General features: G+C 65.2%; 21 protein-coding genes and 1 pseudogene. 17 read left to right on the top strand and 5 right to left on the bottom strand.

Features of this window, described 5'->3' with window-relative positions; genetic code table 11:
• Positions 1-86: 86 nt before the first annotated feature.
• Positions 87-725 (bottom strand): TetR/AcrR family transcriptional regulator, encoded by a 639-nt coding sequence (locus CK221_RS12190; RefSeq protein ID WP_095777895.1) that lies wholly within the window; start codon positions 723-725, stop codon positions 87-89.
• Between the two features lie 113 nt (positions 726-838).
• Here CK221_RS12190 and CK221_RS12185 point away from each other — a divergent pair.
• Positions 839-3,249, top strand: a pseudogene (locus CK221_RS12185) (FAD-dependent oxidoreductase).
• 12 nt (positions 3,250-3,261) lie between these two features.
• Positions 3,262-4,815: a trimethylamine methyltransferase family protein gene (locus tag CK221_RS12180; protein WP_095777894.1), complete on the top strand. Its 1,554-nt coding sequence runs from the start codon at positions 3,262-3,264 to the stop codon at positions 4,813-4,815.
• Between the two features lie 2 nt (positions 4,816-4,817).
• On the opposite strand, the gene CK221_RS12175 is transcribed toward CK221_RS12180, so the two are convergent.
• A complete protein-coding gene (locus CK221_RS12175) occupies positions 4,818-5,660 on the bottom strand; it encodes an NAD(P)H-binding protein (protein ID WP_095777893.1) in 843 nt (280 codons plus the stop codon).
• Here CK221_RS12175 and CK221_RS30240 point away from each other — a divergent pair.
• Positions 5,659-5,811, top strand: a complete 153-nt coding sequence (locus tag CK221_RS30240) for a hypothetical protein (protein WP_179295113.1) — start codon at positions 5,659-5,661, stop codon at positions 5,809-5,811. The genes CK221_RS12175 and CK221_RS30240 overlap by 2 nt on opposite strands.
• Before the next feature lie 94 nt (positions 5,812-5,905).
• Positions 5,906-6,313: a DUF3168 domain-containing protein gene (locus tag CK221_RS12170; RefSeq protein WP_095777892.1), complete on the top strand. Its 408-nt coding sequence runs from the start codon at positions 5,906-5,908 to the stop codon at positions 6,311-6,313.
• Positions 6,314-6,394: 81 nt separating this feature from the next.
• Here CK221_RS12170 and CK221_RS12165 read toward each other — a convergent pair whose 3' ends face one another.
• A complete protein-coding gene (locus tag CK221_RS12165; RefSeq protein ID WP_095777891.1) occupies positions 6,395-6,781 on the bottom strand; it encodes an ester cyclase in 387 nt (128 codons plus the stop codon).
• Between the two features lie 233 nt (positions 6,782-7,014).
• On the opposite strand from CK221_RS12165, the gene CK221_RS12160 reads away from it, so the two are divergent.
• The 13 genes from CK221_RS12160 to CK221_RS12105 all read left to right on the top strand — a co-directional run bounded on the left by CK221_RS12160 (position 7,015) and on the right by CK221_RS12105 (position 21,470).
• Positions 7,015-7,314 (top strand): hypothetical protein, encoded by a 300-nt coding sequence (locus CK221_RS12160; protein ID WP_095777890.1) that lies wholly within the window; start codon positions 7,015-7,017, stop codon positions 7,312-7,314.
• Positions 7,315-7,395: 81 nt separating this feature from the next.
• A complete protein-coding gene (locus CK221_RS12155; RefSeq protein ID WP_067320964.1) occupies positions 7,396-8,061 on the top strand; it encodes a response regulator transcription factor in 666 nt (221 codons plus the stop codon).
• 22 nt (positions 8,062-8,083) lie between these two features.
• Positions 8,084-9,472, top strand: coding sequence for an ATP-binding protein (locus tag CK221_RS12150; RefSeq protein ID WP_095777889.1), 1,389 nt, complete (start codon positions 8,084-8,086; stop codon positions 9,470-9,472).
• A complete protein-coding gene (locus CK221_RS30235) occupies positions 9,472-9,639 on the top strand; it encodes a hypothetical protein (protein WP_156751019.1) in 168 nt (55 codons plus the stop codon). Before CK221_RS12150 ends, CK221_RS30235 begins: the two co-directional genes overlap by 1 nt.
• Positions 9,636-10,073, top strand: a complete 438-nt coding sequence (locus tag CK221_RS12145) for a hypothetical protein (protein ID WP_095777888.1) — start codon at positions 9,636-9,638, stop codon at positions 10,071-10,073. Before CK221_RS30235 ends, CK221_RS12145 begins: the two co-directional genes overlap by 4 nt.
• 116 nt (positions 10,074-10,189) lie before the next feature.
• A complete protein-coding gene (ccmI, locus tag CK221_RS12140; protein WP_095777887.1) occupies positions 10,190-11,326 on the top strand; it encodes a c-type cytochrome biogenesis protein CcmI in 1,137 nt (378 codons plus the stop codon).
• A gap of 3 nt (positions 11,327-11,329) precedes the next feature.
• Positions 11,330-11,773 (top strand): cytochrome c maturation protein CcmE, encoded by a 444-nt coding sequence (gene ccmE / locus CK221_RS12135; protein ID WP_095777886.1) that lies wholly within the window; start codon positions 11,330-11,332, stop codon positions 11,771-11,773.
• On the top strand, positions 11,773-13,764 hold the full coding sequence (locus tag CK221_RS12130) for a heme lyase CcmF/NrfE family subunit (protein ID WP_095777885.1): 1,992 nt from the start codon (positions 11,773-11,775) through the stop codon (positions 13,762-13,764). The genes ccmE and CK221_RS12130 overlap by 1 nt, the downstream gene beginning before the upstream one ends.
• Positions 13,761-14,225: a cytochrome c-type biogenesis protein gene (locus tag CK221_RS12125; protein ID WP_095777884.1), complete on the top strand. Its 465-nt coding sequence runs from the start codon at positions 13,761-13,763 to the stop codon at positions 14,223-14,225. Before CK221_RS12130 ends, CK221_RS12125 begins: the two co-directional genes overlap by 4 nt.
• Before the next feature lie 120 nt (positions 14,226-14,345).
• Complete coding sequence (locus tag CK221_RS12120; RefSeq protein WP_095777883.1) at positions 14,346-15,890, top strand: Do family serine endopeptidase; 1,545 nt, start codon at positions 14,346-14,348, stop codon at positions 15,888-15,890.
• A gap of 356 nt (positions 15,891-16,246) precedes the next feature.
• Positions 16,247-16,921 (top strand): response regulator transcription factor, encoded by a 675-nt coding sequence (locus CK221_RS12115; protein ID WP_066997584.1) that lies wholly within the window; start codon positions 16,247-16,249, stop codon positions 16,919-16,921.
• Positions 16,922-17,016: 95 nt separating this feature from the next.
• The gene (locus CK221_RS12110; RefSeq protein WP_095777882.1) at positions 17,017-18,492 is read left to right on the top strand and encodes a HAMP domain-containing sensor histidine kinase; all 1,476 of its coding nucleotides are present in this window, start codon (positions 17,017-17,019) and stop codon (positions 18,490-18,492) included.
• Positions 18,492-21,470: a bifunctional [glutamine synthetase] adenylyltransferase/[glutamine synthetase]-adenylyl-L-tyrosine phosphorylase gene (locus tag CK221_RS12105; RefSeq protein ID WP_179295112.1), complete on the top strand. Its 2,979-nt coding sequence runs from the start codon at positions 18,492-18,494 to the stop codon at positions 21,468-21,470. The genes CK221_RS12110 and CK221_RS12105 overlap by 1 nt, the downstream gene beginning before the upstream one ends.
• Positions 21,471-21,518: 48 nt before the next feature.
• Here CK221_RS12105 and CK221_RS12100 read toward each other — a convergent pair whose 3' ends face one another.
• Together CK221_RS12100 and pepN are read right to left on the bottom strand one after the other, a co-directional pair.
• Positions 21,519-23,840: a PAS domain-containing sensor histidine kinase gene (locus CK221_RS12100; protein WP_095777881.1), complete on the bottom strand. Its 2,322-nt coding sequence runs from the start codon at positions 23,838-23,840 to the stop codon at positions 21,519-21,521.
• Between the two features lie 176 nt (positions 23,841-24,016).
• Entirely contained in the window at positions 24,017-26,662 is a 2,646-nt protein-coding gene (gene pepN / locus CK221_RS12095; protein ID WP_095777880.1) for an aminopeptidase N, read from the bottom strand.
• Between the last annotated feature and the right edge of the window lie 138 nt (positions 26,663-26,800).

The raw sequence follows: 26,800 nt of genomic DNA, 5'->3' as shown, positions 1-26,800 counted from the left end.
ATTTTATCACTGCTCACAAGGGCAGCGAAGCCACAGCACAAGCTTTGTTGAATGGAGGTCAATCGGCCGTGAACGGCGGGTAATTATCACCGCGCCGCGATGAAGCGCATGAAATGCGCCACATCCGCTTCGGTCGGCTCCTGGCCGGTGAAGGAGCGCAGATAGGCGGCGAGATGGCTGACGCGGGCCTCGACCGGTTCCTTGAGGTCGAGAACGTAATAGCCGATCTGCATGTAGTAGAGCACACGCGCTCGGATGAAGGCGTCCTCGTCGTCGTAGCCGTGCCGGCGGTACATGTCGCGGATGGCGCTGAGGCGCTCGTCGTCGGCCTGGTCGATCATCTGCCGCACGTCGGCCGAGCGCCTCGCCCATTCGCGTACGGCGAAATCGAGCCTCGGGTCGAACAGGCGCTCGTCGGCCCAGCATTCGAATACGTTCATCACGCCCATGATGATGGTTTCGGCGGGGCGCCGGGCGCGCTCGACGATCGCAGTGGTGTTGGTGTCGTGCCAATGCTTGAGCAACTGGTCGAGCAGATCCTGTCGGCTTTCGAAATACCAGTAGAAGCTCGAGCGCGACACGCCGAGCTTCTGGCCGAGGGTGAGCACGCGCACGCTCTCGATACCGTCTGAAATCAGTGTCTCAAGCGCCAGATCGATCCAGTCCGAGCGCGTGACCTTGATGTTGCCGGGAACCGGTTCGGCCTGCGGGGCGGTCATGATCATGGCCGCACAATAGGCATGGCGGGAAGCGGCGCGCAAGCGACCTGTACACTTGTGTCTAGACACTTGTGTACAGGAGGTGTATCGTAAGGCTCTCCAACGAGAGGGAGAGGCTCGTGAAATCGCATTACCGGGCAGTCGTCATCGGGGGAGGCGTGGTCGGCGCCTCGGTGCTCTATCACCTGACGCGCTTCGGCTGGAGCGACGTGGCGCTTATCGAGCGCGCCGAGCTGACGGCCGGCTCGACCTGGCACGCGGCGGCCGGCTTCCATGCGCTGAACGCAGACCCCAATGTCGCGGCGCTGCAGGATTACACGATCAAGCTCTACCGCGAGATCGAGGCCGAGTCCGGCCAGGATGCCGGGTTGCACATGACCGGTGGCGTCAACATGGCAAGCGATCCGCAGCGCTGGGAATGGCTGAAATCGGCCTGGGCGGTGTTCCAGTCGGTCGGCATCGAGACGGCCCGCCTGGTGACGCCCGAGGAGATCAAGGAGATCTGCCCGATCGTCGACGTCAGCGATGTGCTGGGTGGCCTTTACGATTCCAACGAAGGCCATCTCGACCCTTACGGCACGACGCACGCCTATGCGGGCGCCGCAAAGAAGCGCGGCGCCGATGTGATCCTGCGCAACCGCGTGATCGAGCTCAGCCAGCGCGCCGACGGCGGCTGGGATGTGGTTACGGAGAAGGGCGCGATTGTCGCCGAGCATGTCGTCAACGCCGGCGGCCTATGGGCCAAGCAGGTCGGCCTCATGGCAGGCGTCGACCTGCCGGTGACGCCGATGGAGCACCATTATTTCGTCACCGAGGACATTCCGGAGGTCGCTGCCCTCGACAAGGAGCTCGGCCTTGCCGTCGATCTCGACGGCTTCTCCTATCTTCGGCAGGAGCGCAAAGGCGTGCTGCTCGGTGTCTACGAGCAGAACCCAAAACATTGGAACATGGACGGTGCGCCCTGGGACTACGGCATCGAGCTGATCCCCGAGGACATCGACCGCATCAGCCCGGAGCTTTCGAAAGCCTATCAGCGATTCCCCTGCCTGGCCAAGGCGGGCATCCGCAAATGGGTCAATGGCGCCTTCACCTTCACCCCCGACGGCAATCCGCTGGTTGGCCCGGTGCGGGGCTTGATGAACTACTGGGTCGCCTGCGGCGTCATGGCCGGCTTCAGCCAGGGTGGCGGCGTCGGCAAGTCGCTGGCCGAATGGATGATCTACGGCGAGCCGCAGGCCGACATCTTCGGCATGGACATCGCCCGCTACGGCGCCTTCGCCGCCAACCGCGAGTATCTCAGGCAAACCACGCGCCAGTTCTACGCCCGGCGCTTCGTCATGACCTTCCCCAACGAGCGGCTGCCGGCGGGCCGGCCGCTGAAGCGGCCCGGCGCCCATGACGGCATGAGCGCGGCCGGCGCCGAGTGGACGGCCTCATGGGGGCTGGAAGTCCCGGCCTATTTCGCGCCGATGGGTTTTCGCGAGGAGACGACGCTGAAGCGCTCCAACGCCTTCGACATCGTCGGCGATGAGGTGCTGCAGGTGCGCCGCGCCGCCGGCCTCGTCGACACCACGGCCTTCTCGCGCTACGCCGTGTCCGGTCCCGGCGCCGAGGCCTGGCTCGACCGGCTGCTTGCCTGCAAACTGCCGAAGCCTGGGCGCGCGAAGCTTGCCCCGATGCTCGGCCATGACGGCAGGCTGAAGGGCGACCTTACCGTGCTCAACTGGGGCGGCGGCGACTACTGGATCATGGGCTCCTATTACCTGCGCGAATTCCACATGCGCTGGTTCGAGGCGCACATGGCGCACGGCGTCTCGGTTAACGACATCTCGGACGCGATGTCCGGCTTCCTGGTGACCGGGCCGAATGCAAGGAAGGTCGTCGAACGCGCCACGCACCAGGACGTCTCCGCCAAAACCCTGCCGTTCATGGCCTGCGCCGAGTTCGACATCGGCATGGTTCGCGCCCGGGTCGCCCGGCTGTCGATCGCCGGCGAGCTCGGCTTCGAAATCAATTGCCCGGCCACCCTGCACGGGACGCTGCGCGAGACGCTGCTCGCCGCCGGCGAAGATCTTGGTCTCGCCGAGATCGGCTACTACGCGCTCAACGCGCTGCGGCTGGAGAAGAGTTTCGGCATCTGGTCGCGCGAATTTACCCAAGGCTACACGCCCGGCCAGACCGGGCTCGATCGGTTCGTCGACTTCGACAAGGGCGATTTTGTCGGCCGCGAAGCAGCTCTCAAGGAGCGCAAGGCGGGCGTCGCCCGGCGGATCGTGACCTGGAAGTCGATGCCGTCGACGCCGACGCCAGCGGTTTCGAGCCTGTCTGGCACAAGGGACGCCGCGTCGGCTTCGTCACTTCCGGCGGCTACGGCTACACGGTCGGCAAGAGCGTCGCCCTGGCGTTGCTCGATGACGATTTCGCCGGGGAGGGGACGCAACTTTCCGTACACATTGTCGGCGTCGAACGGCCGGCGCGCGTCATCGCTGCCTCGACCTATGACCCCAAGGGCGAGGCAATGCGGCAATAGGGAGGATTGGGCATGATTGACGAAGCCGCACGCGATCAGAGGCGCGAACGCCGGCGCGGACGCACCGGCGAGGCCGGCAGCGAGTCCAGCCGCCGCCCGAACTATCGTTCGCTGAAGAACCCCTTCCTGCCGCAGCCGGTCTTTTCCGACGATCAGGTCGCCGCAATCCACGACACGGCGCTGCGCGTGCTGGAAGAACTCGGCATCAAGGTGCTGCTGCCAGAGGCGCGCGCCATTCTTGCCAAGGCCGGCGCCCTGGTCGACGAGGACAGCCAGATGGTGCGGATCGGCCGCGACATGGTCGAGGCAGGCTTGGCGTCCGCGCCGCGCTCGATCCCGGCCTATGGCGGCGACCACTCCCGCGACCTTATCCTCGAGCTTGGGTCCATGACATTCCTCGCCGGCTCCGGCGCGCCCAACGTCACCGATCTCCAGCGCGGAAGGCGGCCCGGCACGCTCGCCGCCTTCGAGGAATTCATGAAGCTGCTGCAGCATTTCGACGTGCTGCATATGCTCGGCCCCTGCATCGAGCCGCAGGACGTCGACACGCGCTTTCGCCACTATGCCACCGGCCGGGCGCAGCTGACGCTCTCCGACAAGTTCCCCTTCGTCTTCGCCCGCGGCACGCCGCAGGTCGAGGACAGTTTTGAGATGGTCCGGCTGGCGCGCGGCCTCTCGCAGGAGGAATTCCGCAATGGCGCCTACTGCTACACCGTCATCAACACCAATTCGCCGCGCCAGCTCGATATCCCGATGGCGCAAGGCATCATCGACTTCGCCAGGTTCGGACAGGTGTCGATCATCACGCCCTTCTGCCTGGCGGGTGCCATGGCGCCGATCACCGTCGCCGGCGCGCTGACTCTGCAGCATGCGGAGGCGCTAGCCGGGCTGACGCTCGCCCAGATCGTGCGCCCCGGCGCTCCGGTGGTCTATGGCTCGTTTTCCTCCAATGTCGACATGAAGTCGGGCGCGCCGGCCTTCGGCACGCCGGAGCACATCAAGGCGACCTTGGGCGCCGGTCAGCTCGCGCGCTTCACCGGCTTGCCTTGGCGCTCCGGCGGCGGCAGCGCCGCCAATGTCTCCGACGCGCAGGCGGCGCATGAGACGCAGTTCGCGCTATGGGGCTCGGTGCTTGCCGGCGCCACCGTCTGCATCCATGCCGCAGGCTGGCTGGAAGGCGGCTTGAGCGTCTCCTTCGAAAAGCTGATCACTGACATCGAGGCGCTGCAGACCGTCGCCGAGCTTTGCGCCACGACACCGGGTGATGCCGACGCCATCGGTTTCGACGCTATTGCCGAGGTGCAGCCCGGCGGCCATTTCTTCTCGGCCGCCCACACCATGGCCCGCTACCGTACCGCCTTTTACGAACCGCTGGTGGCCGACTGGTCGAATTTCGGCAACTGGACGCAATCCGGCGGCAAGACCGCGACGGAGCGCGCCACCGGCGTCTGGAAGCGGATTCTTTCCGATTTCCAGCCGCCCGCATCCGCTGCCGCCACCGCCGGCGTGCTCGACGAGTTCATCGCACGTCGCACCGAAGAGGGCGGCGCGGCGCCGGTGTCGTGAGGTCAAGGCAGCAGGGCAACCGCTGTACGCGAATAGGTCTTGTCGCTGACCTGGGAAAGCATGAAGGCCGCCACGTCGGCGCGCACCAGCGTCGGCAACAAAGATGTCGCTCGGATGCCGTCGCCGTGGCGGAACCGGCCGGTAGCTGGACCGTTGCCGAGCTTTGGCGGTCGCACGATCGTCCAGTCGAGGCCGGACTGCGCGATGAGCCTTTCCTTCGCTTCGTGATCCGCCGCTTCATGGCGCAGCACGAGCGGCACGACGATGCCGCCGAGCAGTGGCCCCAATTGCCGCCGGCTGTCGCGGACGCCGAGGAAGGACTGATAGATGAGCCGGGTTGGCCCGCTCCGTTGCATAGCCTCGACGATGAAGCCGATACCGGCAATCACCGCCGCGTCGTGCTTCAGTGGCACGCCGACACCGAGGCAGCTCAACACCGCGTCGTGACCGGCAATCGCGCCCTCCACCGCCTTGCAGTCGGCGACGTCTCCGACGATCACGCTCAGACGGTCGTGGCTGATGGCGAGCTTGCGCGGCGTGCGGACGAAGGCGGTGACCAGATGGCCTTCCGCCAGCGCCGCCGAGACGAGGGCGCGGCCGGTCGCGCCCGAGGCGCCAAAGATCAGAAGTTTCATCTCCGGCCTCCCTGGCCAGTCTGCCCCGCTCGTCAGCCAGGCTTGCGGCCTGCGGCGAAAGCGACCGGCGCCCCAGCCGGGCAGCAGCCTTGTGTAGACGTAGTCGCATTGCTCCACCAGACCCTGCGCGGCGCCTTCCTCAAAAACCCTGTCGCCCCACATCGTGACACGCGTGATGCCCTGCATGCCCGCCGAACCGGAACCGCGCATGGTGCGGCTCGCCCCTGAAACTCTCGGCAGCCGCTCGGTTTTGCTTGTCTATCGCCGCGAGATCGGTGATGAGGCGCCTGTGCGCGCCGTCATCCGTTTCGTGACCGCGGTGATCAGGGATCAGGCAAGGGTGATCGGCAGCAAGGCTTGATCGCATTGCCTCAAGCCGCCGTCCGACGATCTGGCGAAACGGGTGCAAGGCGGCTACGCTATGATGAGGACAAGGCAGGCGAGAGGAAGCACATATGACGGCGCCTGGCGATTTGATGCAGGCCTTGTTCCTGCGATTGAAGACCGATGCGTCGCTGTCGGCGCTGCTGGGCGGCGCCGGCCTGCTCGAGCGCGCCGACGCCAAGGCCGCATTTCCGTACGTCACCTACGGTCGCACCAGCGCCTTCGACCTGGACACCGGCGCCGACGACAACGACGACCAACTCATCACGCTCCACATCTGGTCGAAGGCGCAGGGCGAGGCCGAGACGCGGCTCATCATGGACAGCATCAAGGCGCGCCTCGACGGCGCGGCCCTCTCGATCGGCCCGCGTGGCCAGACGCGGCTGTCGCTGGAATTCGCCGAGGCGCGCTATGACGACGACCTCGCGGTGCACCACGGGCTGCTGCGCTTCCGCGCGCTGACGCAAGAATGTGCCTGAGAGACCAGCTTTTCCTTCAGCAATTTCAGGAAAAGTGCGCACCTGTTTTCAGTCTGGCGTTTCCTGAAACGATGAACTTCTCTAGAGTTGGGCCTGGATAGCGGCCTTGTCGATGACGGACCAGACCTCGCGTATCCGCCCGTCCCGGAATTCATAAAAGACGTTCTCGGCGAAGGTGACTCGCCTGCCGTTCACCGGCAGGCCGAACAGCATGCCCTTGGGCCTGCAGTCGAAATGCAGGCGGGCCGCCACGCGTGGTGGCTCTGAAACCAGAAGCTCGATGTTGAAACGCAGATCGGGAATGGCCTGAAAATCGCCTTCCAGCATGCGGCGATAGCCCGAAAGCCCCACCGTCTCGCCATTATACTGCACCTCCTCGCCGACAAACTGGCCGAGATTGTCCCAATCCTGTTCGTTGAGGCAGGCAATGTAGTCCTTGTAAAGACTGGCAAGATTGTCATGGCTCATGGCATTCTCCCCGTCCTCAACTGCTTCACGGCGCAAATTAGAGCATATGCAAGCCGCGAAAACCGTAGCCGCGCCCGTGATTTTCCGGCTATCAATCCATAGCTGGTCCTGATGGGGCCCAAGCAGTTGGACTCGCATTTGTTCGTCTCGCGGGGCAGGGGTATGGCGGGCATGGATTTTCGGCCGTTCACCGTTCATTTCATGTTCAGCACAAATGCGTTAGTACCGTGATCATGAAAACGTTCCGCTCCCTTACTCGCGCCGCGACGCTGGCGCTTGCCGCAGCCGGGATTTTTGCGTCGCAGGCGACGGCGATGCCGCTCGTCGAGCCATCGGTCGATCAGCCGCTCGTGCTTGCTGCCAGCGACTGCTATGCAATCGGCCAACAGATCGCCGCGCAGAACGGCGGCACGCTCGCCAAGGCCTCGCAGGCCACGCGCGGCGGACAGCAGGTCTGCGTGATCGTGGTACTGGTCCCGGGCAAGGAGGGCCAGCGGCCGCGCCGTACCGAGATCGTGGTGCCGCTGGACTGACGCCCAATTCCCTTTAACAGGCTTAAGTTTCCTGGCCGGCGGAATCGGCCTATACCTCCACCCTTCAACAGGCTCCGAACCATGCGCGTGCTCGTCGTCGAGGATGACAAGGATCTCAACCGGCAGCTTACGGATGCGCTGGTCGATGCCGGCTATGTGGTCGACCGCGCCTATGACGGCGAAGAGGGGCATTTCCTCGGCGACACCGAGCCTTACGATGCCGTCGTCCTCGACATCGGGCTGCCGCAGATGGACGGCATCAGCGTCGTCGAGCGCTGGCGTCGCGGCGGGCGCAAGATGCCTGTGCTGATACTGACCGCGCGCGACCGCTGGAGCGACAAGGTTGCCGGCATCGATGCGGGCGCCGACGACTACGTCACCAAGCCTTTTCACATCGAGGAGGTGCTGGCCCGGGTGAGGGCGCTGATCCGCCGCGCCGCCGGCCATGCCTCTTCTGAGCTCACCTGCGGGCCGCTGCGGCTCGACACCAAGGCCTCCAAGGCCGACGTCAACGGCGTGCCGCTGAAGCTCACTTCCCACGAGTTCCGGCTGCTTGCCTATCTGATGCATCATATGGGCGAGGTGGTATCGCGCACCGAATTGGTCGAGCATCTCTATGACCAGGACTTCGACCGCGACTCCAACACCATCGAGGTGTTCGTCGGACGGCTTCGCAAGAAGATGGGCATCGATATGATCGAAACCGTGCGAGGCATGGGCTATCGCATGCGAGAGCCGGAGGCGTGACGCGGAACCGCTGAAGCCGACGATGAGAACGTGGCTTTCAAAGCTGCGGCTCTGGCCGCGCTCGCTGACCTTCCGCGTCATCGCCTTTTCCACGATTTGGGCGATCCTGACGCTCGTCGTCATCTTCACGCTCATAACCACGCTCTACCGCCAGGCCAGCGAGCGCGGCTTCGACAGTCTGCTTTCGGCGCATCTGTTCAACCTCATCGGCTCCGTCGGCATTTCCGACAATGGCGCGCTCATCGGCTCGCCCGACCTTGGCGATCTGCGCTTCTCGGAGCCGAATTCCGGCTGGTACTGGTCGGTCGAGCCGGCCTCCGAAGACGTTCACGGCGAACTCCATTCCTCCTCGATGACCTCCTCGATCCTGTCGCCGAGCGTCGCCGAGGTGCCGTTCAACGCGAACTTCCAGCGCAGCTATTCGACCGAGGGCATCAAGGGCGAGGAGTTGGAGGTTTTCGAGAGCGAGTTCGTGCTCGATGCCAAGAACCGCGCCGCGCGCTTCCGCGTCATGGGCAATCACAGCGAGCTCGAGCAGGAGATCGCGAGCTTCCAGCGCCGGCTGCTCACCTATCTGTCACTGTTCGGCGTCGGCATGATCGCCATCAACGCCATCGCCATCCTTTTCGGCTTGCAGCCTTTGCGCCGCGTGCGCAACGCGCTGGCCATGGTGCGCGAGGGCACGGCGCAGCGGCTCGACGGGCGCTTCCCGGCCGAGATCGAGCCTCTGGCCAGCGAGACCAATGCGCTGATCGAGAACAACAGGCGCATCGTCGAGCGCTCGCGCACCCAGGTCGGCAACCTCGCCCATTCCCTGAAGACGCCGCTTGCCGTGCTGATCAACGAGGGCCGCGCGCTCGGCGGCGCCAAGGGCGAGCTCATCGCCGAGCAGGCTGCCTCGATGCAAAAGCAGGTCGACCACTATCTGCAGCGCGCCCGCGTCGCCGCCCAGCGCGACAGCGTCGTCTTCCGCACGCCGGTGGCGCCGCTGGTCGAGCGCATGGTGCGCGTGCTGCGCAAGCTCAACCCGCAGACACAGCTTTCGCTGTCGCCGCCGGCCGCCGGGATCGTCTTTGCCGGCGAGCGCGAGGATCTTGAAGAATTGCTCGGCAATCTCCTCGACAATGCCATGAAATGGGCGAAAAGCGCCGTTGTCGTCTCGGTCGCCACCGTTGCCGGAAGCCCCAACCTGTTTGAAATCGTTATAGAGGACGACGGCCCCGGCATTCCCGAGGACAGCGCGCGGGAAGTGTTGAAACGCGGCAAGAGACTCGACGAGACGAAGCCGGGAACGGGGCTTGGATTGGCCATTGTCGCCGACCTCGTCAACGAGTATGGAGGCGCCCTGGCGCTGGAACGGTCCAGCATGGGCGGCTTGAGGGCGGTGGTAAGATTGCGGAGCCTTCAATAATGTTTTTATCGATTTCCGTGCGGCCGCTCGCGGCCAAATTTCCGACAAATATCAATACTATGGGCTCGCTATCCTTCCCGCTGGCGCGGTTCCCGATCCATCTCGCTCCAGAAGTGCTTTTCGCCCAAGAAGCCCATCCCGCTCAAGAGAACCGGTTGCTGGCATGAAGATTCGCGTTGCGCTCGTTTCCGCCCTGATGGCCGTGTCGGGCTGCACCACGCTGGGCAGGACCGGCCCGACCTCTCCGGTTACGCCCGTCGCCACGCCGCCGGCCGCCGGTAAGGTGGGAGCCGGCATCGTCGCGGCCATGAATGGCGGGCTCATCGGCGGATCGATCGGTTCGGGTCTGAGCGAGGCCGAAAAGCGCAAAGGCCTCGAGGCCGAGTACAAGGCGCTGGAATACAACGCCAGCGGCCAGAAGGTGACGTGGAAGGGCGACGGCTCGACCCATTATGGCGAGGTCGTTGCCGCCCAGCCCTACCGGGTCGGGTCGCAGGACTGCCGCCAATACACCCACACCGTTTACACGAGCGGTTCGGGCGTCACGGCGCGCGGCACCGCCTGCCGCAATGCCGACGGCAGCTGGACACCGCTGACCTGAATTAGCAACGATCGGCGCAATTTGACATTGATCAAGGACGGCCGGCGCGTCTGCCGCCAAAGCGTCGCAGGGCGTCCGTGTTGGCAGGGCAGGGCTCTGCCTTTATTGGAATAGCCATGCTGTTCTGGGTCATAGCTGCAATCCTTACGCTGGGCGCCAGCCTGGCGGTGCTTTTGCCGCTGGCCGGCGGCACGAAAGCCGCATCGACCGCCGGCGATCACGATCTCGAAGTCTATCGCGACCAGCTTTCGGAACTCGACCGCGACATGGCGCGCGGTCTCATCCAACCGGGTGAGGCGGAGGAAGCGCGCGCCGAGATCGGCCGCCGCATTCTGCGTCTCGGCTCGGACAGCCAGCCAAGCGCGCGAGCGCCGCGCCCTTCGCGCGCCGCAAGGCTGGTCGCCACCGCCGCCGTGCTGGCGGTGCCGCTGGTCAGCTGGGGGCTCTACGGCTCACTCGGCTCGCCGGATCTGCCCTCCCAGCCGCTGGCCGAACGGCTGGCCAAGAACCCTGCCGAGTCCTCGGTCGACGAGCTGGTTGCCCGCGCCGAGGCGCATCTCGCCGCCAACCCTTCGGACGGCCAGGGCTGGGACGTGCTGGCGCCGGTTTATCTGCGCCTGCAGCGCTACGCCGACGCGGTGACCGCCTATCGCAACGCCATCCGCCTCGACGGCGACAGCGCCGTGCGCCAGGCCGGCCTTGGCGAGGCGATCGCCAACGCTGCCGGCGGCATCGTCACGGCCGAGGCTCAGGGCGCCTTCGACGCGGCCTTGAAGCTCGATCCCGCCAATGCCAAGGCCAATTTCTATCTGGCGATGGGCCTGGCCCAGGAAGGCAGGAAGGCGGAAGCCGCCGCCGCCTGGCAAAAGATGCTCGGTCAGCTTGCGCCCGATTCGCCCTGGCGCAGCGCCGTCCAGCAGGCGCTCGCCGAAACGGCCGAGCCGCCGGCGGCGGCAGGCAAGCCGGCGACCGGCCCGGATGCCGGGCAGGTCGAGGCGGCGCAGCAGATGGCGCCGCAGGACCGGCAGGCAATGATCGAGACCATGGTCGCCAGCCTCGACGACCGGCTGAAACAAAATCCGCGCGACGAGGAAGGGTGGATGCGGCTCATTCGTTCCTATGTCGTGCTCGGCAAGGCCGACCGGGCGCGCGACGCGCTCGGCCGCGCGGTTGCCGTCTTCGGCGCCGACAGCGAGCAGGCCAAGAAATTCACCGCCTTTGCCGCCTCCCTCGGCGTGACGGCGACGGAGTAGGCCATGACGCGCAAGCAGAAGCGATTGTCGGTGATCCTCGCAGGGCTGGCCTTCCTCGGCGCTGCTGCCGGTCTTACCTTCTACGCGCTCGGCCAGAAGGCTTCGTATTTCTACATGCCCGCCGACCTCGCCGCCGCAACCGTCCAGCCCGGGCAGCGCATTCGCCTTGGCGGGCTCGTCGAAAAAGGCACCATCGTTCGCGGTCAGGGCGCGACCGTCGCCTTTTCGGTCACCGACAAGCAGAAATCGGTCAAGGTCACCTATACCGGCATCCTGCCCGACCTCTTCCGCGAGGAGCAGGGCGTCATCACCGAGGGCGCTTTCGGCCCGGACGGCATCTTCGTCGCCGATAGCGTTTTAGCCAAGCACGACGAGCGCTATATGCCCAAGGAAGTCGCCGACGGCTTGAAAGCCAAGGGCGTCTGGCAGGAGAGCAAGAGCCAATAATGGTTGAGACCGGACATTTCGCGCTCGTCCTCGCCTTCGCGCTGTCGCTGGTGCAGATGCTGGTGCCGTTGGTCGGCGCCCGCGCCGGCAACCAGCGGCTGATGGCGGTCGGCGGCCCGGTGGCGGTCACCGGCTTTGCGCTCACCGCGCTGTCCTTCACCGCTCTTGCCACCGCCTATGCCGGCTCCGACTTCTCGGTGGCGTGCGTTTGGGAAAACTCCCATTCGCTGCAGCCGATGATCTACAAGATCACCGGCACCTGGGGAAACCACGAAGGCTCGATGCTGCTCTGGGTGCTGATCCTGACCTTCTTCGGCGCGCTCGTCGCTGTCTTCGGCGCCAACTTGCCGGCGACGCTCAAAGCCAATGTTCTGGCCGTGCAGGGCATGATCGGCACCGCCTTCTTCCTGTTTATCCTGGCGACGTCCAATCCCTTCATCCGGCTGAACCCGGCGCCGATCGAGGGCCGCGATCTCAACCCGATCCTGCAGGACCTCGGTCTCGCCATCCATCCGCCGCTGCTCTATCTCGGCTATGTCGGTTTCTCGATCTGCTTCTCCTTCTCGGTCGCAGCCCTGATCGAAGGCCGCATCGACGCCTCTTGGGCGCGCTGGGTGCGGCCCTGGACGCTGGTCGCCTGGATGTTTTTGACCGGCGGCATCGCCATGGGCTCCTACTGGGCCTATTACGAGCTTGGCTGGGGCGGCTTCTGGTTCTGGGACCCGGTCGAGAACGCCTCCTTCATGCCCTGGCTGGCCGGCACGGCGCTCCTCCATTCGGCAATCGTCATGGAAAAGCGCTCGGCGCTGAAGATCTGGACGCTGCTGCTGGCCATCCTCACCTTCTCGCTGTCGCTGCTCGGCACCTTTCTTGTCCGCTCTGGCGTGCTGACTTCCGTGCATGCCTTCGCCACCGATCCGGCGCGTGGCGTCTTTATCCTCTGCATCCTGACGCTGTTCATCGGCGGCTCGCTGGCGCTGTTTGCGCTGCGCGCTTCCACCCTGACCGCAGGTGGCCTGTTCCAGCCGATCTCGCGCGAAGGCGCGCTCGTGCTCAACAATCTGTTCCTGACCACGGCGACCGCGACGGTGCTCGTCGGCACGCTCTACCCGCTGGCGCTTGAGGCCATCACCGGCGGCAAGATCTCGGTCGGCGCGCCCTTCTTCGACCTGACCTTCGGCCCGCTGATGCTGCCGCTGCTTGCCATCGTGCCGTTTGGTCCGCTGCTTGCCTGGAAGCGCGGCGACGTCCTTGCCGCCTCGCAGCGCCTGATGGCGGCCTTCGGGCTGGCCATCGCCGCGATGCTGGTCACCGGCCTGTTCATCGATGGCGCCTCGGTCTTCGCTGCGCTTGGCGTCGGCCTCGCCGTCTGGCTTGTCGCCGGCGCGCTGACCGACCTTACCGTCAAGTCGGGCATCGGCTCGGTGGCGCCGGCCGACATGCTGAGACGCTTTGCCGGCCTGCCGCGCTCGGTCTTCGGCACCGCGCTTGCCCACCTCGGCCTCGGGCTCACCTTGCTCGGCATCGTCGGCACGCTTTCGTTCGGCACCGAGAAGATTCTTACCATGCGCGCCGGCGAGACGGTGGAACTTTCCGGCCACACGCTGCGCTTCGAAGGACTGTTTCCTCAGAAAGGCCCAAACTTCACTGAGCAGCGCGGCCGCTTCCTGCTGATTGGCGCCGATGGCAACGCCGATGGCGAGATCACCTCGGCTAAACGCTTCTATCCGGTGCGGCAGACGGTAACGACCGAGTCCGGCATCAGGACGCTGGGTGTGAGCCAGCTCTATCTGTCGCTCGGCGATGAGGGCAAGGACGGCTCGGTCGTCGTGCGCCTGTGGTGGAAGCCGTTGGTGACGCTGATCTGGGGCGGCGGGCTGGTGATGATGGCGGGCGCCGCCATGTCGCTGCTCGACCGGCGCCTGCGCGTTGGCGCCCCCGCGAGGCGCCGCAAGCCGGCTGCCGCTGCCTTGCCCGCGAGCCCGACATGAAAGCGAAGTTTTCGCTCGCCCCGCTGATCCTCCTGCTGGCGTTGGTCTTCGCCGGCACGGCACAGGCGGTGAAGCCCGATGAGGTGCTGCCCGATCCGGCGCTGGAGGCTCGCGCACGCGCGCTTTCCGAAGGCCTGCGCTGCATGGTTTGCCAGAACCAGTCGATCGACGAATCCGACGCCGATCTGGCCCGCGACCTGCGCATCCTCGTGCGCCAGCGCCTCGTCGCCGGCGATACCGACCAGCAGGTGATGGATTACATCGTCTCACGCTACGGCGAGTTCGTGCTCTTGAAGCCGCGCTTCAGCCTGCGCAACGCGCTTTTGTGGGGCACCCCGGCGCTTTTGCTTCTGGCCGGCGGCATCTTCGTCGTGCTCAGCACCCGTTCGCGCCGCCCGGCGCCGGACAGCACGCTCAGCGCCGAGGAACAGGCGGCGCTGGACAAGCTGCTGCGCGATTAAAGCGCCAACATTACAAAATTTTCATATATCGGAAATGGCGCCGTAATGTGCGCCTCACTAAGTCTCTTTTCCGAGGATGCTCTCCTGAGCGCATCCACTTCGAAAGAGGAAACGAGACCCATGAATATTGCGCCCGATTCATATTCAAGCACCCGCAAGCGCCTGATGGCGGCTGTCGCGTCCCTGGCCGTCATTGGTGCGGTCGGCGCAGGCGCGCTTGCCACCGGCACTGCGCCCGTGCTGGCCGATGCTGTGCGTGTCGAGGCTCCGCAGGTTCCGAGCTTCGCCGACGTCGTCGAGCGCGTCTCGCCGGCGGTGGTCAGCGTCAAGGTGAAGGCCAAGATCCAGCCGACGGCCGATGACGGCTCCGACGATCAGAACGGCTTCGACAACCTGCCCGACAATCCGCAGCTGCGCCGCTTCTTCAGGGAGTTCCGCGGCTTCGGCGATCAGGGCGGCCAGTTCGGCATGCCCCGCTTCAATCACCGCAACCACGGCAACGGCGAGGCGCGCCCTGTCGCTCAAGGTTCGGGCTTCTTCATTTCCGAGGACGGCTACCTCGTCACCAACAACCACGTGGTTTCGGAAGGCTCCGACTTCACCGTCGTCACCAATGACGGCAAGGAGCTCGACGCCAAGCTGATCGGCACCGATCCGCGCACCGACCTCGCCGTGCTGAAGGTCGATGGCGGCGGCAAGTTCACCTATGTCGACTTCGCCGACGACTCCAAGATCCGCATCGGCGACTGGGTCGTGGCGGTCGGCAACCCGTTCGGCCTCGGCGGCACCGTCACCGCAGGCATCGTTTCGGCCCGCGGCCGCGACATCGGCGCCGGCCCCTATGACGACTTCATCCAGATCGACGCCTCGGTCAACCGCGGCAATTCGGGCGGTCCGACCTTCAACCTCAACGGCCAGGTGATCGGCATCAACACCGCCATCTTCTCGCCGTCGGGCGGCAGTGTCGGCATCGCCTTCGACATTCCGGCCTCGACCGCCAAGCAGGTGGTCGAAGACCTGATGAAGAACGGCTCCGTCCAGCGCGGCTGGCTCGGCGTCGAGATCCAGCCGGTCACCTCCGACATTGCCGAGTCGCTCGGCCTGAAGTCGGACAAGGGCGCGCTGGTTTCGAGCGCGCAGGACGCCGGTCCCGGCAAGAAGGCCGGCATCGTCGCCGGCGATGTCATCACCCAGGTCGACGGCAAGGACGTCGCCTCGCCGAAGGAACTCGCCCGCATGATCGGCGCTTATGCGCCGGGCAAGTCGGTTGATGTCACTGTCTGGCGCAACGGCAAGAACGAGACGGTCAAGGTGGACCTCGGCACGTTGCCGTCGAGCGACAAGCAGGCCTCGAACGAAGGCAGCAACAAGCAGGCGGCTCCCGCCAAGGCCGATACGCTTGCCGATCTCGGCCTCACCGTCACCAAGTCGGAAAACGGCAAGGGCCTGGTGGTCACCGATGTCGATCCGGACAGCGATGCGGCCGACCGCGGCATTCAGCCCGGCGACGTCATCACCTCGATCAATTCGAACGAGGTGAACACTACCGACGACGTTTCCAAGGCCATGACCGATGCCTCCAAGTCGGGCCGCAAGGCCGTGCTGATGCAGATCACCCGCGACGATAGCAACCGCTTCGTCGCGCTGCCGGTCGGTAAGGGCTGATCTGATAGAGCGGTTCAATCGCTCCTCGAGAACGCAGAACCGCTCTAACTCTCTGTTTGACGCAATTCCGGACGGCAACCCGCTTCACGCCTTTCCTGGAATTGCTCAGCGACTTTTCCTTGCGGCGGTTTCAACACCCCCGAGCCGCCGCCGGGAAAACATGGGGCCGAGCACGTCAGTCAGTCACCGTGTTTCGCTCCTGCGGCAGCGGGTTTCCCATCACCCGCTGCCGCTTGCCAAGCACGGTGCCCGCAACTGGGTACCGGTCTGGGATCACGACATGCGGCTGGCGAACGCAAAGGCGCTGAGTCATGGCTGCCCCTCAACCTTCCAGTGAAATCGCGTATAACGGCTCCATGAAGATTCTCGTCATGGAAGACGACCGCGAGGCTGCGGACTACCTGCAGAAAGCCTTCGCCGAGGCGGGCCACACCGCCCATGTCGCCGGGGACGGCGAGACCGGCTTCGCGCTTGCCGACGCCGGCGACTATGACGTGATGGTGGTCGACCGCATGATGCCGCGCCGCGACGGGCTGTCGGTGATCGCAGCGCTCCGCTCGCGCGGCAACACCACGCCGGTGCTGATCCTGTCGGCGCTGGGCGAGGTCGACGACCGCGTCACCGGGCTGCGCGCCGGCGGCGACGATTATCTCACCAAACCCTACGCTTTTTCCGAATTGCTTGCCCGCGTCGAGGTGTTGAACCGTCGCGCCGGCGCCCGGGAAACCGAGACCGTCTACCGCGTCGGCGATCTCGAGCTCGACCGTCTGTCGCATTCGGTCAAGCGCGCCGGCCGCGAGATCACGCTGCAGCCGCGCGAGTTCCGCCTGCTGGAATATCTGATGCGCCACGCCGGCCAGGTGGTGACGCGCACCATGCTGCTGGAAAATGTCTGGGACTATCATTTCGATCCGCAGACCAACGTCATCGACGTTCATGTCTCGCGCCTGCGCGGCAAGATCGAAAAGGGTTTCGACAAACCGATCCTGCACACCATCCGCGGCGCCGGCTACATGCTGAAAGGCGGCTAGAGCATGATCCCAAACCGAAAGTCAGGGAACGTTTCGGAAAGATGCTGCAACAGGGGGTTACCGTGCAGCCAATCGTCATCCTGATCTAGGCGCACATGGCTCTTTCCCTGCCGGCCATCATGAAGACGACGGCGGCCCGGCTCTCGGCGCTTTATCTTCTGCTTTTCGCGCTCTGCGCCGTGCTGCTCGTCTTTTACATGACGTCACTCTCGGCGCGCATGCTGACGGCGCAGACCCAGGACACGATCAATGACGAGATCCTCGGCTTGGCTCGCGCATACAAAAATGGCGGCCTGCCGTTGCTGGTGCGCGTGGTTGAAGCCCGCTCGCGCCAGCCTGGCGCCAACCTCTATCTGATCGCCGACGCCAACGGCCAGATCCTGACCGGCAATGTGCAGAGCCTGGAGCCGGGAATCATCGAAACCGAGGGCTGGACGACGGAACCCTTTTCGTACCATCGCTTCGGTGAGGGCGAACTCGACCGATTGCGTGGCGGCGGCACCGATCAGAGCCCGCCGTCCCCGGGCGACAGCAGCGCTCGGTCGGAAGGCGAGGAAGGCCACAACGCTATCGCGCTGGTGCTGCGACTGCCCAATCAGATGATCTTGCTGGTCGGCCGCGATCTTGGCGAGCCCGAGCGCTTCCGCGCCGTCATCCGCCGCGCGCTGATGCTTGCGCTGGGCATGATGGGGCTCGGCGGCCTCTTGATCTGGTTCTTCGTCGGGCGCGCCGCGCTGAAGCGCATCGACAGCGTCTCCGACGCAAGCCGCCGCATCATGGGCGGCGATCTCAGCGGACGGCTGCCGGTGACCGGCGCCGGTGACGAATTCGACCGCCTGTCCGAAAACCTCAACACGATGCTTGCCCGTATCGCCATGCTGAACGAGGGGCTGAAGCAGGTCTCCGACAACATCGCTCACGATCTGAAGACGCCGCTGACCAGGCTGCGCAACCGCGCCGAAGCCACCCTTGCCGGCAAGCGCAAGACGACGGACTACCGTCAGGCGCTGGAGGGAACGATCGCCGAGTCCGACCAGCTCATCAAGACCTTCAACGCCATCCTGATGATCTCGCGGCTGGAGGCCGGCTATTCCTCCGAGACAACCGGCCCGGTCGACCTCGCCGCCACGGTGAGCGATGTCGTCGAGCTCTACGAGCCGGTGGCGGAAGAGGCGGGCGTCGTGCTGGAAACCGCGGTGCCGGAGGCGGTTACCATCAACGGCAATCGCGAGCTGATCGGCCAGGCGCTGTCGAACATCGTCGACAACGCCATCAAATACTCGACCGGCGCCGCCGAGAGCCCGAAAGTGCGCGTCACGCTGGAGCGCATCGGCGGCGAGGTCAAGCTCGCCGTTTCCGACAATGGCCTTGGCATTCCCGACGATGCCGACCGCGCCAGGGTCACCGAGCGTTTCGTGCGGCTGGAGAAGAGCCGTTCGCAGCCGGGCTCGGGTCTGGGCCTTAGCCTCGCCAAGGCGATCATGACTTTCCATAACGGCAGGCTTGATCTTCTGCCCGCCAATCCCGGATTGTCCGTAGTCATGAGTTTCCCGGCCCGGGAGACGCATTGATGGCGGCCAGGATGGCAAAAAAGAAGATCGATACGGAATGGCAACTCCAACCGACGCTGGCGCTTCGCCCGCTCGGCGGCGACCATGCCCGGCGGGAATTGTCCGAGATCGCTGACGCGGCCGAGCAAGACGGCCTTCCGCGTCTGGCCGCGTTCCTCGCCGGCAAGGGAGCACTGCAGGAATTGCTCGCCGCCATCTTCGACCTGTCGCCGTTCCTGCGTGATACGGCCCGCCGCCGGCCGGCCATTCTCGACACGCTATTCGACCAGACCATCGAAGCGCGTCTCAACGAGATCGGCGAGGCGGTCGATCGCGCTGCGCGGGCCGATAATGTCTCGGAATCGAGCCTGATGATGGAACTCAGGCAGTTCAAGGCCGAAGCGCATTTCCTGATCGCGCTGGCCGATCTGTCCGGCGAGGCCGAAACCGCGCTGACGGTGCGCCGTCTGAGCGACTTGGCGGATGCTTGCACACGCGGCGCCGTCGATTTCCTGCTGCTCGACGCGCACGGGCAGGGCAAGCTCAAGCTGCCCCATCCGGAAGACCCGGCGCGCGGCTCGGGCTGGATTGTGCTCGGCATGGGCAAGCTCGGCGCGCATGAGCTGAATTTTTCCTCCGACATAGACCTCGTCGTCTTCTTCGATCCGGAGGCGCCGGCGGTGGTCGATCCGCTCGATGCGACGGAGCTGTTCTCGCGTCTTACCCGCCGTCTCGTGCGCATCCTGCAGGACCGCACGGAGCATGGCTATGTCTTCCGCACCGATCTGAGGCTGCGCCCCGATCCCGGCTCGACCCCGCTGGCGATCCCGGTCGAGGCGGCGCTTCGTTACTACGAGGCCCGCGGCCAGAACTGGGAGCGCGCCGCCATGATCAAGGCGCGGCCGGTGGCCGGAGACCTTGCTGCCGGCGCGGCCTTCCTCAAGGAATTGCAGCCCTATGTCTGGCGTAAATACATGGACTACGCCGCGATCGCCGACGTCCATTCGATCAAGCGCCAGATCCATGCCCACAAGGGTCACGGCGAGATCGCGGTGAAAGGCCATAACGTCAAGCTCGGCCGCGGCGGCATCCGCGAGATCGAGTTCTTCGTCCAGACGCAGCAGCTGATTGCCGGCGGCCGTTTCCCGGAGCTGCGCGGCCGCGAGACTGTGCCAATGCTGGACGCGCTCGCCGCGCGCGGCTGGATCACCGCCGATGCGCGCGATGCGCTCACCCGGCAATACTGGTTCCTGCGCCGTGTCGAGCATGCCGTCCAGATGGTGGCCGACGAGCAGACGCACGTCCTGCCCGAAGAGGACGAGGAACTGGAGCGTGTCGCGCTGATGCTCGGCTTCACCGGCGAGGCGGAATTCGCGGAAGCTTTCCGCGCCTCGCTGCAGCAGGTCGAACGCCATTATGCGGCGCTGTTCGAGACGGCACCCGAACTGTCGGCCGGCGTCGGCAATCTGGTCTTCACCGGTGATGTCGACGATCCCGACACGCTGCAGACCTTGCATCGCCTGGGCTTTCAGCGGCCGAGCGACATCTGCCGTGTCATTCGCGGCTGGCATTTCGGCCGATACCGCGTCACCCAGTCGGCGGAGGCGCGCGAGCGGCTGACGGAACTGACGCCGGCGCTGCTGAAAGCCTTCGGCCAGACGCGCCGCGCCGACGAGGCGCTGATCCGCTTCGACGAGTTTCTCGCGGGGCTGCCGGCAGGCATCCAGCTCTTCTCGCTTTTGCAGTCCAATCCGGCACTGCTCAAGCTGATGGCGACGATCATGGGCGCCGCCCCGCGGCTCGCCGCCATCATCACGCGCCGTCCGCATGTGTTCGACGGTCTGCTCGATCCGGCGTTGCTCGCGGAACTGCCCGACCGTGCCTATCTCTCCGCGCGGCTTGCGGCTTTCATCGAGGGAGACCGCGCCTATGAGGATGTGCTTGACCGGCTGCGCATCTTCGCGTCCGAGCAGAAATTCCTGATCGGCGTGCGGCTGCTTGCAGGCTCCATCGATCCCGCGCGCGCCGGTCGCGCCTTCTCGGACCTGGCCGACCTCACGATTGAAGCGGCGCTCAACGCGGTCATCGCCGAGTTCGCGTTGCGCCATGGCAGGATTGCCGGGGGCAGGGTCGCGCTCCTCGGCATGGGCAAGCTGGGCAGCCGCGAGCTCACTGCTGGCTCGGATGTCGATCTGATCCTGCTTTATGACCACGATGCGGATGCGGAAGACTCCGATGGCGAGAAGCCGCTGGCGCCCTCACACTACTACACCCGCATGACGCAGCGGCTGATCGCCGCCGTCTCGGCGCCGACGGCCGAGGGAGTGCTTTACGAACTCGACCTCCGCTTGCGCCCCTCCGGCAACAAGGGGCCCGTCGCCACCCATGTCGACGCCTATAAGAAATATCAGCGGCAGGATGCCTGGACCTGGGAGCATATGGCGCTGGCACGAGCACGCGCCATCGGCGGTGACGCAGCGCTTCGCGCCGAGGTCGAGGACGAGGTTGCGGCGGTTCTCGCCCAGCCGCGCGACGGCGCCAAGGTGAAGGCGGATGCCTCCGAGATGCGGGCGCTGATCGACACGGAAAAGCCGCCGCGCGATCTCTGGGACATCAAGCTGATCCCCGGCGGCCTGATCGACCTTGAATTCATCGCCCAGGTCGCGGTCATCACCGGCGCGGTCGAGGCTGGCAGGCGGGCAACCGCGACGGCGGAAGTGCTGGCGCGGCTGGCCCCCGGTTACGCGGCGCCTGATGTTCGGCAGGAGCTTTGCGAGGCCTGGAGGCTCTATCTCGCGCTGACCCAGATGATCAGGCTCTGCCTTACCGGCGAGTTCCAGCGCGACGATGTTCCGCCGGGGCTTTCTGATCTGCTTCTGGCGGCCACCGACCTGCCGGATTTCGGCGTGCTCGAAGCGCATCTCAAGGAGACGTCGCGAAAGGTTCGGAAGGATTTCGAGCTTCTGCTTCGCGCGGGAGCGTCGATCTCGCGCGGTTAATCCACGCGTCATTCCTTGGCGCCGGCGTTTCGAATTTCAGCGCGCCAGCTAAGCCGCCACCTTGACCATGGGCGGCGCCTTCTTCAGCGGGATGCGCACCGACACGATGGTGCCGATACCTTCGGTCGAGCGAATCTTCAGCGCGCCCCCCTGCAGTTCGGCGAGCGAACGCGAGATGGCGAGGCCCAGGCCGGAACCGGTGTGGTTCTTGGAGAACTGGTTCTGCACCTGCTCGAACGGCCGCCCGAGCTTGCTCAGCGCCTGCTTCGGGATGCCGCAGCCATTGTCCTCGATGGTGAGCACCAGCGCGCCTGAGGCGCTGCGCGCCCTGACCGTGATCTTGCCGCCCTGTCCGGTGAACTTCACCGCGTTGGAGAGCAGATTGATTGCGATCTGCTTGATCGCGCGGCGGTCGGCGTAGAGCCGCATCGCATCGGCGATGCGCGTCTCTACCGTGATCGACTTCTCCGCCGCCTGCAGCGAGATGACGCGAACCGTTTCCCTGATCAGCGGGCAGAGGTCGATCTCCTCGCGGTCGAGCGAGAACTGGCCGGCCTCGATCTTCGACATGTCGAGTATGTCGTTGATGACGCCGAGCAGGTATTTGCCGCTGCCGTTGATGTCGCTGGCATATTCCTCGTAGCGCTCGGAACCGAGCGGTCCGAACAGACTTTGCTGCATCAGCTCGGAGAAGCCGATGATGGCGTTGAGCGGTGTGCGCAGTTCATGCGACATATTGGCGAGGAATTCGGACTTCGCCCGGTTGGCGGCCTCGGCGCGCTCGGTTTCCTTCATGTATTTGCGATTGAGCTCGACCAGCTCCTTGGCGCGTTCCTCCTCGGCGCGGCGGGCAAGGCTAAGATCGTGGATGGTCGCCATCAGGCGGCGCTCGCTGTCGACCAGCTTTTCCTGATGCAGCTTGATCTGGGTGATGTCGGAGCCGACCGAGACGATGCCGCCGTCTCTGGTCCTGAGCTCGTTGACCTGCAGCCAGCGTCCGTCGGCGAGCTGGCGCTCCAGCGTGACACCGCCATGCGGCCCGTTGGCATTGGCCAGCCTGCGCTCCGAGGCGAAGGCGAGCATGCGCTCCTCCAGCATGTCGCGGGTCGCGCCCGGCATCACGTCACGGTCCGAGAGCCCGTTGTCCTGCTGGAATTTGGAGTTGCACATGATCAGCCGTTCGGCGGCATCCCACAACACGAAGGATTCGTTGATGTTCTCGATCGCCGTGCGCAGCCGCATGTCCGCCGCTTCCGAGCGCAGCGCGAGATGCCGCTGCTCGGTGACGTCGACGGCGATGCCGATCAGCTGGATCTCGGGCGCTTCCGGGTCGATCACCTGGGCGCGGGCGCGCATCCACACCCATTGGCCGTCGGCGTGGCGCATGCGGAACACCTGGTCGATATGGTCGATCTCGCGCTCGACGATGCGGTTGGCGAGCTCGAAGAGGTCGCCGTCGTCGGGATGGATGATCTCGTCGACCTCGCCGAAGGACAGCATTGTGTCGCAAGGCTCGTAGCCTAGCATGTCGTACATCGAGCGCGACCAGTACATCTTGCCGCGCACCATGTCCCAGTCCCACAACCCGCAGCGGCCGCGCACCAGCGCCATGTCGATGCGCTGATGCGCTTCGAGATAGATGCGGTCGGCCGCCTGGGCGCGCGCCGCTTGGCCGAAATAGGCGTAAAGGATGACGATCAGCACGCCGGCCGTCAGCACGAACAACGTGACGTTGAGCGACACCGTCTTGCGCCAGCTGTCGAACACCGCCTCCTTGGGCACCAGCACCGCCGCGGCGTTCTTGCGGTCGCCGGTGAGGCTGACGGCGGCGAACCAGTCCTTGCCGCCGATGCTGACATCCATAACGCCGGCGCGGTCGCCGAACATGAACAGCGGCTGGCCGCCGAGCACCAGGCTGTCCAGCGAGCGTCCCTGCCAGCCGGTCGACAATGGCGATACCGCGACGATCTTGAAAGCGCCGTCGGTGATGGCCAGCACGTGGCTGCGACCCATGGCGCCCTGGCGGCTGGTCTTCTCCAGAAGGTCCGTCGCATTCACGCCGGCTGCGTTCGGGTCGGCCGCAATCGCCTGTGCCATCTGGCCGGCGGCTAACGCCAGCACCGACTTGGCGTCGCGTTCGACCTCGTCGCGGTCGTTCACCAGCGACAGGAAGCGCAGTGCGGCGATGACGATCAGGAAGATGATTATCAGTGCGGGGATGGAGCGGCGCAGCAGCGGTTCCGCCGCCAGCAGCCGCTGGTAGGCGGGTTCGGCGATCAGACGCGCATTGCCGGCAGGCCCGCCGCTCCTTGCCTCGCGACGCGCAAAAGCTCTCCCTCCGGGCGCGCCCCACGCGTCCGTCTTCGCCATAAATGGCACTCCCCGATTTGCCGCATACTTGACGATCCGGCTACGCCGCACGTCCGAATCGTCAATAAGGAATCAAAGGTGATTCGCCTTGTCCAGAGGCCCGGCCAAAAAAGATTAAAAGTTGATTGAAATTCGTCGAAACTGCTGATCTCCCCCACCAGGGGGGAGAGTGCTAATCACACCAGCGTCCGCTCCACGATGTCGCGCAGGTCGGCCGACAGTTTGTCGGCGTTCGCGATCTGCAGCAGTGCCTGCCTTGCCTTGTTCTGCCGGACCGGTTCCAGCGAGCGCCAGGACCTGAGCGCCGTCGCCAGCCGTGCTGCCACTTGCGGGTTGCGCTTCTCGACCTCCAGCACGGTCTCGGCGAAGATGCGGTAGCCCTGACCGTCGGCGAGATGGAAGCCGGTCTGGTTGGCGCTGGAGAAGGTGCCGATCAGCGAGCGCACCCGGTTCGGATTTGCGATCGAGAAGGCAGGGTGCTGCATCAGCGCGCGCACGTTTTCGACGGTCAGCGGTCCCGGCACTCCGGCCTGGATCTGGAACCATTTGTCGAGCACCAGCGCATCGCCGCGGTATCTCACCTCGAAGGCCGACAGTGCCTCCTCCGCTTGCGCGGAGCCGGCATGACGGTGTGCCAGCACGGTCAGCGCCGCGGCGCGGTCGGTCATGTTGGTGGCGGCGTTGAAATGCCGCGCGGCAAGCGCCGTGCCTTCGGGCAGGAGCGACAGGTAATCGAGCAGGATGTTGCGCAGCGCGCGGCGCCCAGCGCTTGCCGAGTCGGGCGTGAACGGACCGTTGTCGGCCAGGCTGGCGTAAAGCGCCGAGAAGATCTCGCGATTCGCCATGGCAATCGTCCGCGCCAGCGCCTCGCGGGCGGCGAAAATGGCGTCGGGATCGATGCCCTGGCCGATGTCGCGCGCAATATCGGCCTCGCCGGGCAGCGACAGAGCCAGCGCCCGGTAGGCTGGCTCCAGCGTCTCGTCGCGGGCAATGCTTCCGGCAAGCTCGGCGAGCTTTGCGTCGAAGGCCGGTTCTTTGCCGCCCAGCAGCTGACGGAAGGCCGCGATGAGCGCGTCGGTGAGCAGCGTGTTGAAGGCCTGCCAGCGCGAGAAAGGATCGCTGTCATGGCTGGCCAGGAAGAACTGGTCGTCGGCCTTCTGCTGCACCGAGAGCGTGATTGGCGCCGAGAAGTCGCGGTTGAGCGACACCGAAGGCCGCTCCGAAACCCCCGAGAAGCGGACCGTATGCCGCCGCTTTCGGACATGGATGATGCCGTCCTCGACGGTGGCGCCATCGACGGCTGTCCAGGCGACAGGCTTGCCGCCGGCGCCGACCAGGCCGAAGGCCAGGGGAATATGCATCAGTCGCTTGCGGCTTTCAGACGGCGTTGGCGGCACCGACTGCTCGATCTCCAGCGTCAATGCCTTGGCCGCCGCATTGTAGGAGGAACTCACCGTCAGGTTCGGCGTGCCGGCCTGATGGTACCAGAGAGCGAACTGCCCGAGGTCTCGGCCCGAGACGTCCTCAAACACTTTGAGGAAGTCCTCGATCGTCGCCGCTTCGCCGTCATGCCGCTCGAAATAGAGGTCCATGCCGGCGCGGAAGGTCTCCGCGCCGAGGATGGTGCGGATCATGCGCACCACTTCCGAGCCCTTCTCGTAGACTGTTGCCGTGTAGAAGTTGTTGATCTCGCGGTAGCGGCGCGGCCTGACCGGATGCGCCAATGGCCCCTGGTCCTCGGGGAACTGATGCGCGCGCAGCGTGCGCACCTCGGCGATGCGCTTTACCGCGCGCGAGCGCTGGTCGGCCGAGAATTCGTGGTCGCGGTAAACCGTCAGCCCTTCCTTCAGGCAGAGCTGGAACCAGTCGCGGCAAGTGATTCTGTTGCCGGTCCAATTGTGGAAATATTCATGCGCGATGATCGCCTCGATGTTGGCGAAATCGGCATCGGTCGCCGTCTCCTCGTCGGCCAGCACATATTTGTCGTTGAAGATGTTGAGGCCCTTGTTCTCCATGGCGCCCATGTTGAAGTCTGACACGGCGACGATGTTGAAGACGTCGAGGTCGTATTCGCGGCCGAAGACCTCCTCGTCCCATTTCATCGAGCGCTTCAGCGCATCCATCGCGTAGCCGGCGAGCCGCTCCTTGCCGGGCTCGACATAGATGCCGAGCTCGACCTTGCGGCCGGATAGGGTGGTGAAGCTTCCCGCGACCTTGCCGAGCGCGCCAGCCACCAGCGCAAAGAGATAGGAAGGCTTCGGGAAGGGGTCGTGCCAGACGGCATAGTGCCGGCCATCCGCGAGCGCCCCGCTTTCTACGGGGTTGCCATTGGACAGCAGCAGCGGCGCCTCGGCGTGCGGCGCCTCGATGCGCACGGTGTAGACCGAGAGGACGTCTGGACGGTCGAGGAAATAGGTAATGCGGCGAAACCCCTCCGCTTCGCATTGGGTGCAATAGACATTGTTGGAGCGATAAAGGCCCATCAGCGACTCGTTGCTGGACGGCGCGATCTCGGTCTCGAGACGAAGCTCGAAGCGCCGTGCCGCCGGCGGCGTCGAAACGGTCAGCTGGTCGGGCGTAGCCTGATAATCGACTTCCGAGAGTAGCTGCCCGTCGATGGCAACGCCGAGCAGCTTCAGCCCGTCGCCGTCGAGCACCAGTGGCGCGGAAGCGGCGACCCCCTGGCGTCGCTCGACGGTGAGCACGGCAGTGACGCGGGTGGCATCCGGAGACAGACGGAAATCGAGGCTGGTCCGCGGAATGAGATAGTCGCTGGGGCGGTAGTCTTCGAGCTTGAAGACATGGCCGGTATCTGTGCGCATTCCGTCGTTTTTCCTATCAATTCGGGTGGGCAGCAGGCTTTGCTGGTGAGGGAATTCTAAAGTCCGCGCTCTTTACACCAAACGATCACTCGACAAAACTGCGCCAGGGTCTATTTCTGGGCTTCGTTTTCCGACCAT

It is taken from the genome of Mesorhizobium sp. WSM3868, assembly GCF_002294785.1.
Classification (GTDB): Bacteria; Pseudomonadota; Alphaproteobacteria; order Rhizobiales; family Rhizobiaceae; genus Mesorhizobium.
The sequence above is the reverse complement of the archived record's forward strand: the minus strand, read 5'-3'. Positions and strand labels throughout refer to the sequence as shown.

Excerpts from the sequence above, each read along its gene's own strand:
- CK221_RS12155 (WP_067320964.1), top strand. The coding sequence starts at position 7,396 with ATGCGCGTGCTCGTCGTCGAGGATGACAAGGATCTCAACCGGCAGCTT.
- CK221_RS12160 (WP_095777890.1), top strand. The coding sequence starts at position 7,015 with ATGAAAACGTTCCGCTCCCTTACTCGCGCCGCGACGCTGGCGCTTGCC.
- ccmI (WP_095777887.1), top strand. The coding sequence starts at position 10,190 with ATGCTGTTCTGGGTCATAGCTGCAATCCTTACGCTGGGCGCCAGCCTG.
- CK221_RS12175 (WP_095777893.1), bottom strand. The coding sequence starts at position 5,660 with ATGCGCGGTTCCGGTTCGGCGGGCATGCAGGGCATCACGCGTGTCACG.
- ccmE (WP_095777886.1), top strand. The coding sequence starts at position 11,330 with ATGACGCGCAAGCAGAAGCGATTGTCGGTGATCCTCGCAGGGCTGGCC.
- CK221_RS12180 (WP_095777894.1), top strand. The coding sequence starts at position 3,262 with ATGATTGACGAAGCCGCACGCGATCAGAGGCGCGAACGCCGGCGCGGA.
- CK221_RS30235 (WP_156751019.1), top strand. The coding sequence starts at position 9,472 with ATGTTTTTATCGATTTCCGTGCGGCCGCTCGCGGCCAAATTTCCGACA.
- CK221_RS12110 (WP_095777882.1), top strand. The coding sequence starts at position 17,017 with ATGGCTCTTTCCCTGCCGGCCATCATGAAGACGACGGCGGCCCGGCTC.
- CK221_RS12115 (WP_066997584.1), top strand. The coding sequence starts at position 16,247 with ATGAAGATTCTCGTCATGGAAGACGACCGCGAGGCTGCGGACTACCTG.
- CK221_RS12105 (WP_179295112.1), top strand. The coding sequence starts at position 18,492 with ATGGCGGCCAGGATGGCAAAAAAGAAGATCGATACGGAATGGCAACTC.
- CK221_RS30240 (WP_179295113.1), top strand. The coding sequence starts at position 5,659 with ATGGTGCGGCTCGCCCCTGAAACTCTCGGCAGCCGCTCGGTTTTGCTT.
- CK221_RS12150 (WP_095777889.1), top strand. The coding sequence starts at position 8,084 with ATGAGAACGTGGCTTTCAAAGCTGCGGCTCTGGCCGCGCTCGCTGACC.
- CK221_RS12130 (WP_095777885.1), top strand. The coding sequence starts at position 11,773 with ATGGTTGAGACCGGACATTTCGCGCTCGTCCTCGCCTTCGCGCTGTCG.
- pepN (WP_095777880.1), bottom strand. The coding sequence starts at position 26,662 with ATGCGCACAGATACCGGCCATGTCTTCAAGCTCGAAGACTACCGCCCC.
- CK221_RS12145 (WP_095777888.1), top strand. The coding sequence starts at position 9,636 with ATGAAGATTCGCGTTGCGCTCGTTTCCGCCCTGATGGCCGTGTCGGGC.
- CK221_RS12190 (WP_095777895.1), bottom strand. The coding sequence starts at position 725 with ATGATCATGACCGCCCCGCAGGCCGAACCGGTTCCCGGCAACATCAAG.
- CK221_RS12165 (WP_095777891.1), bottom strand. The coding sequence starts at position 6,781 with ATGAGCCATGACAATCTTGCCAGTCTTTACAAGGACTACATTGCCTGC.
- CK221_RS12125 (WP_095777884.1), top strand. The coding sequence starts at position 13,761 with ATGAAAGCGAAGTTTTCGCTCGCCCCGCTGATCCTCCTGCTGGCGTTG.
- CK221_RS12170 (WP_095777892.1), top strand. The coding sequence starts at position 5,906 with ATGACGGCGCCTGGCGATTTGATGCAGGCCTTGTTCCTGCGATTGAAG.
- CK221_RS12100 (WP_095777881.1), bottom strand. The coding sequence starts at position 23,840 with ATGGCGAAGACGGACGCGTGGGGCGCGCCCGGAGGGAGAGCTTTTGCG.
- CK221_RS12120 (WP_095777883.1), top strand. The coding sequence starts at position 14,346 with ATGAATATTGCGCCCGATTCATATTCAAGCACCCGCAAGCGCCTGATG.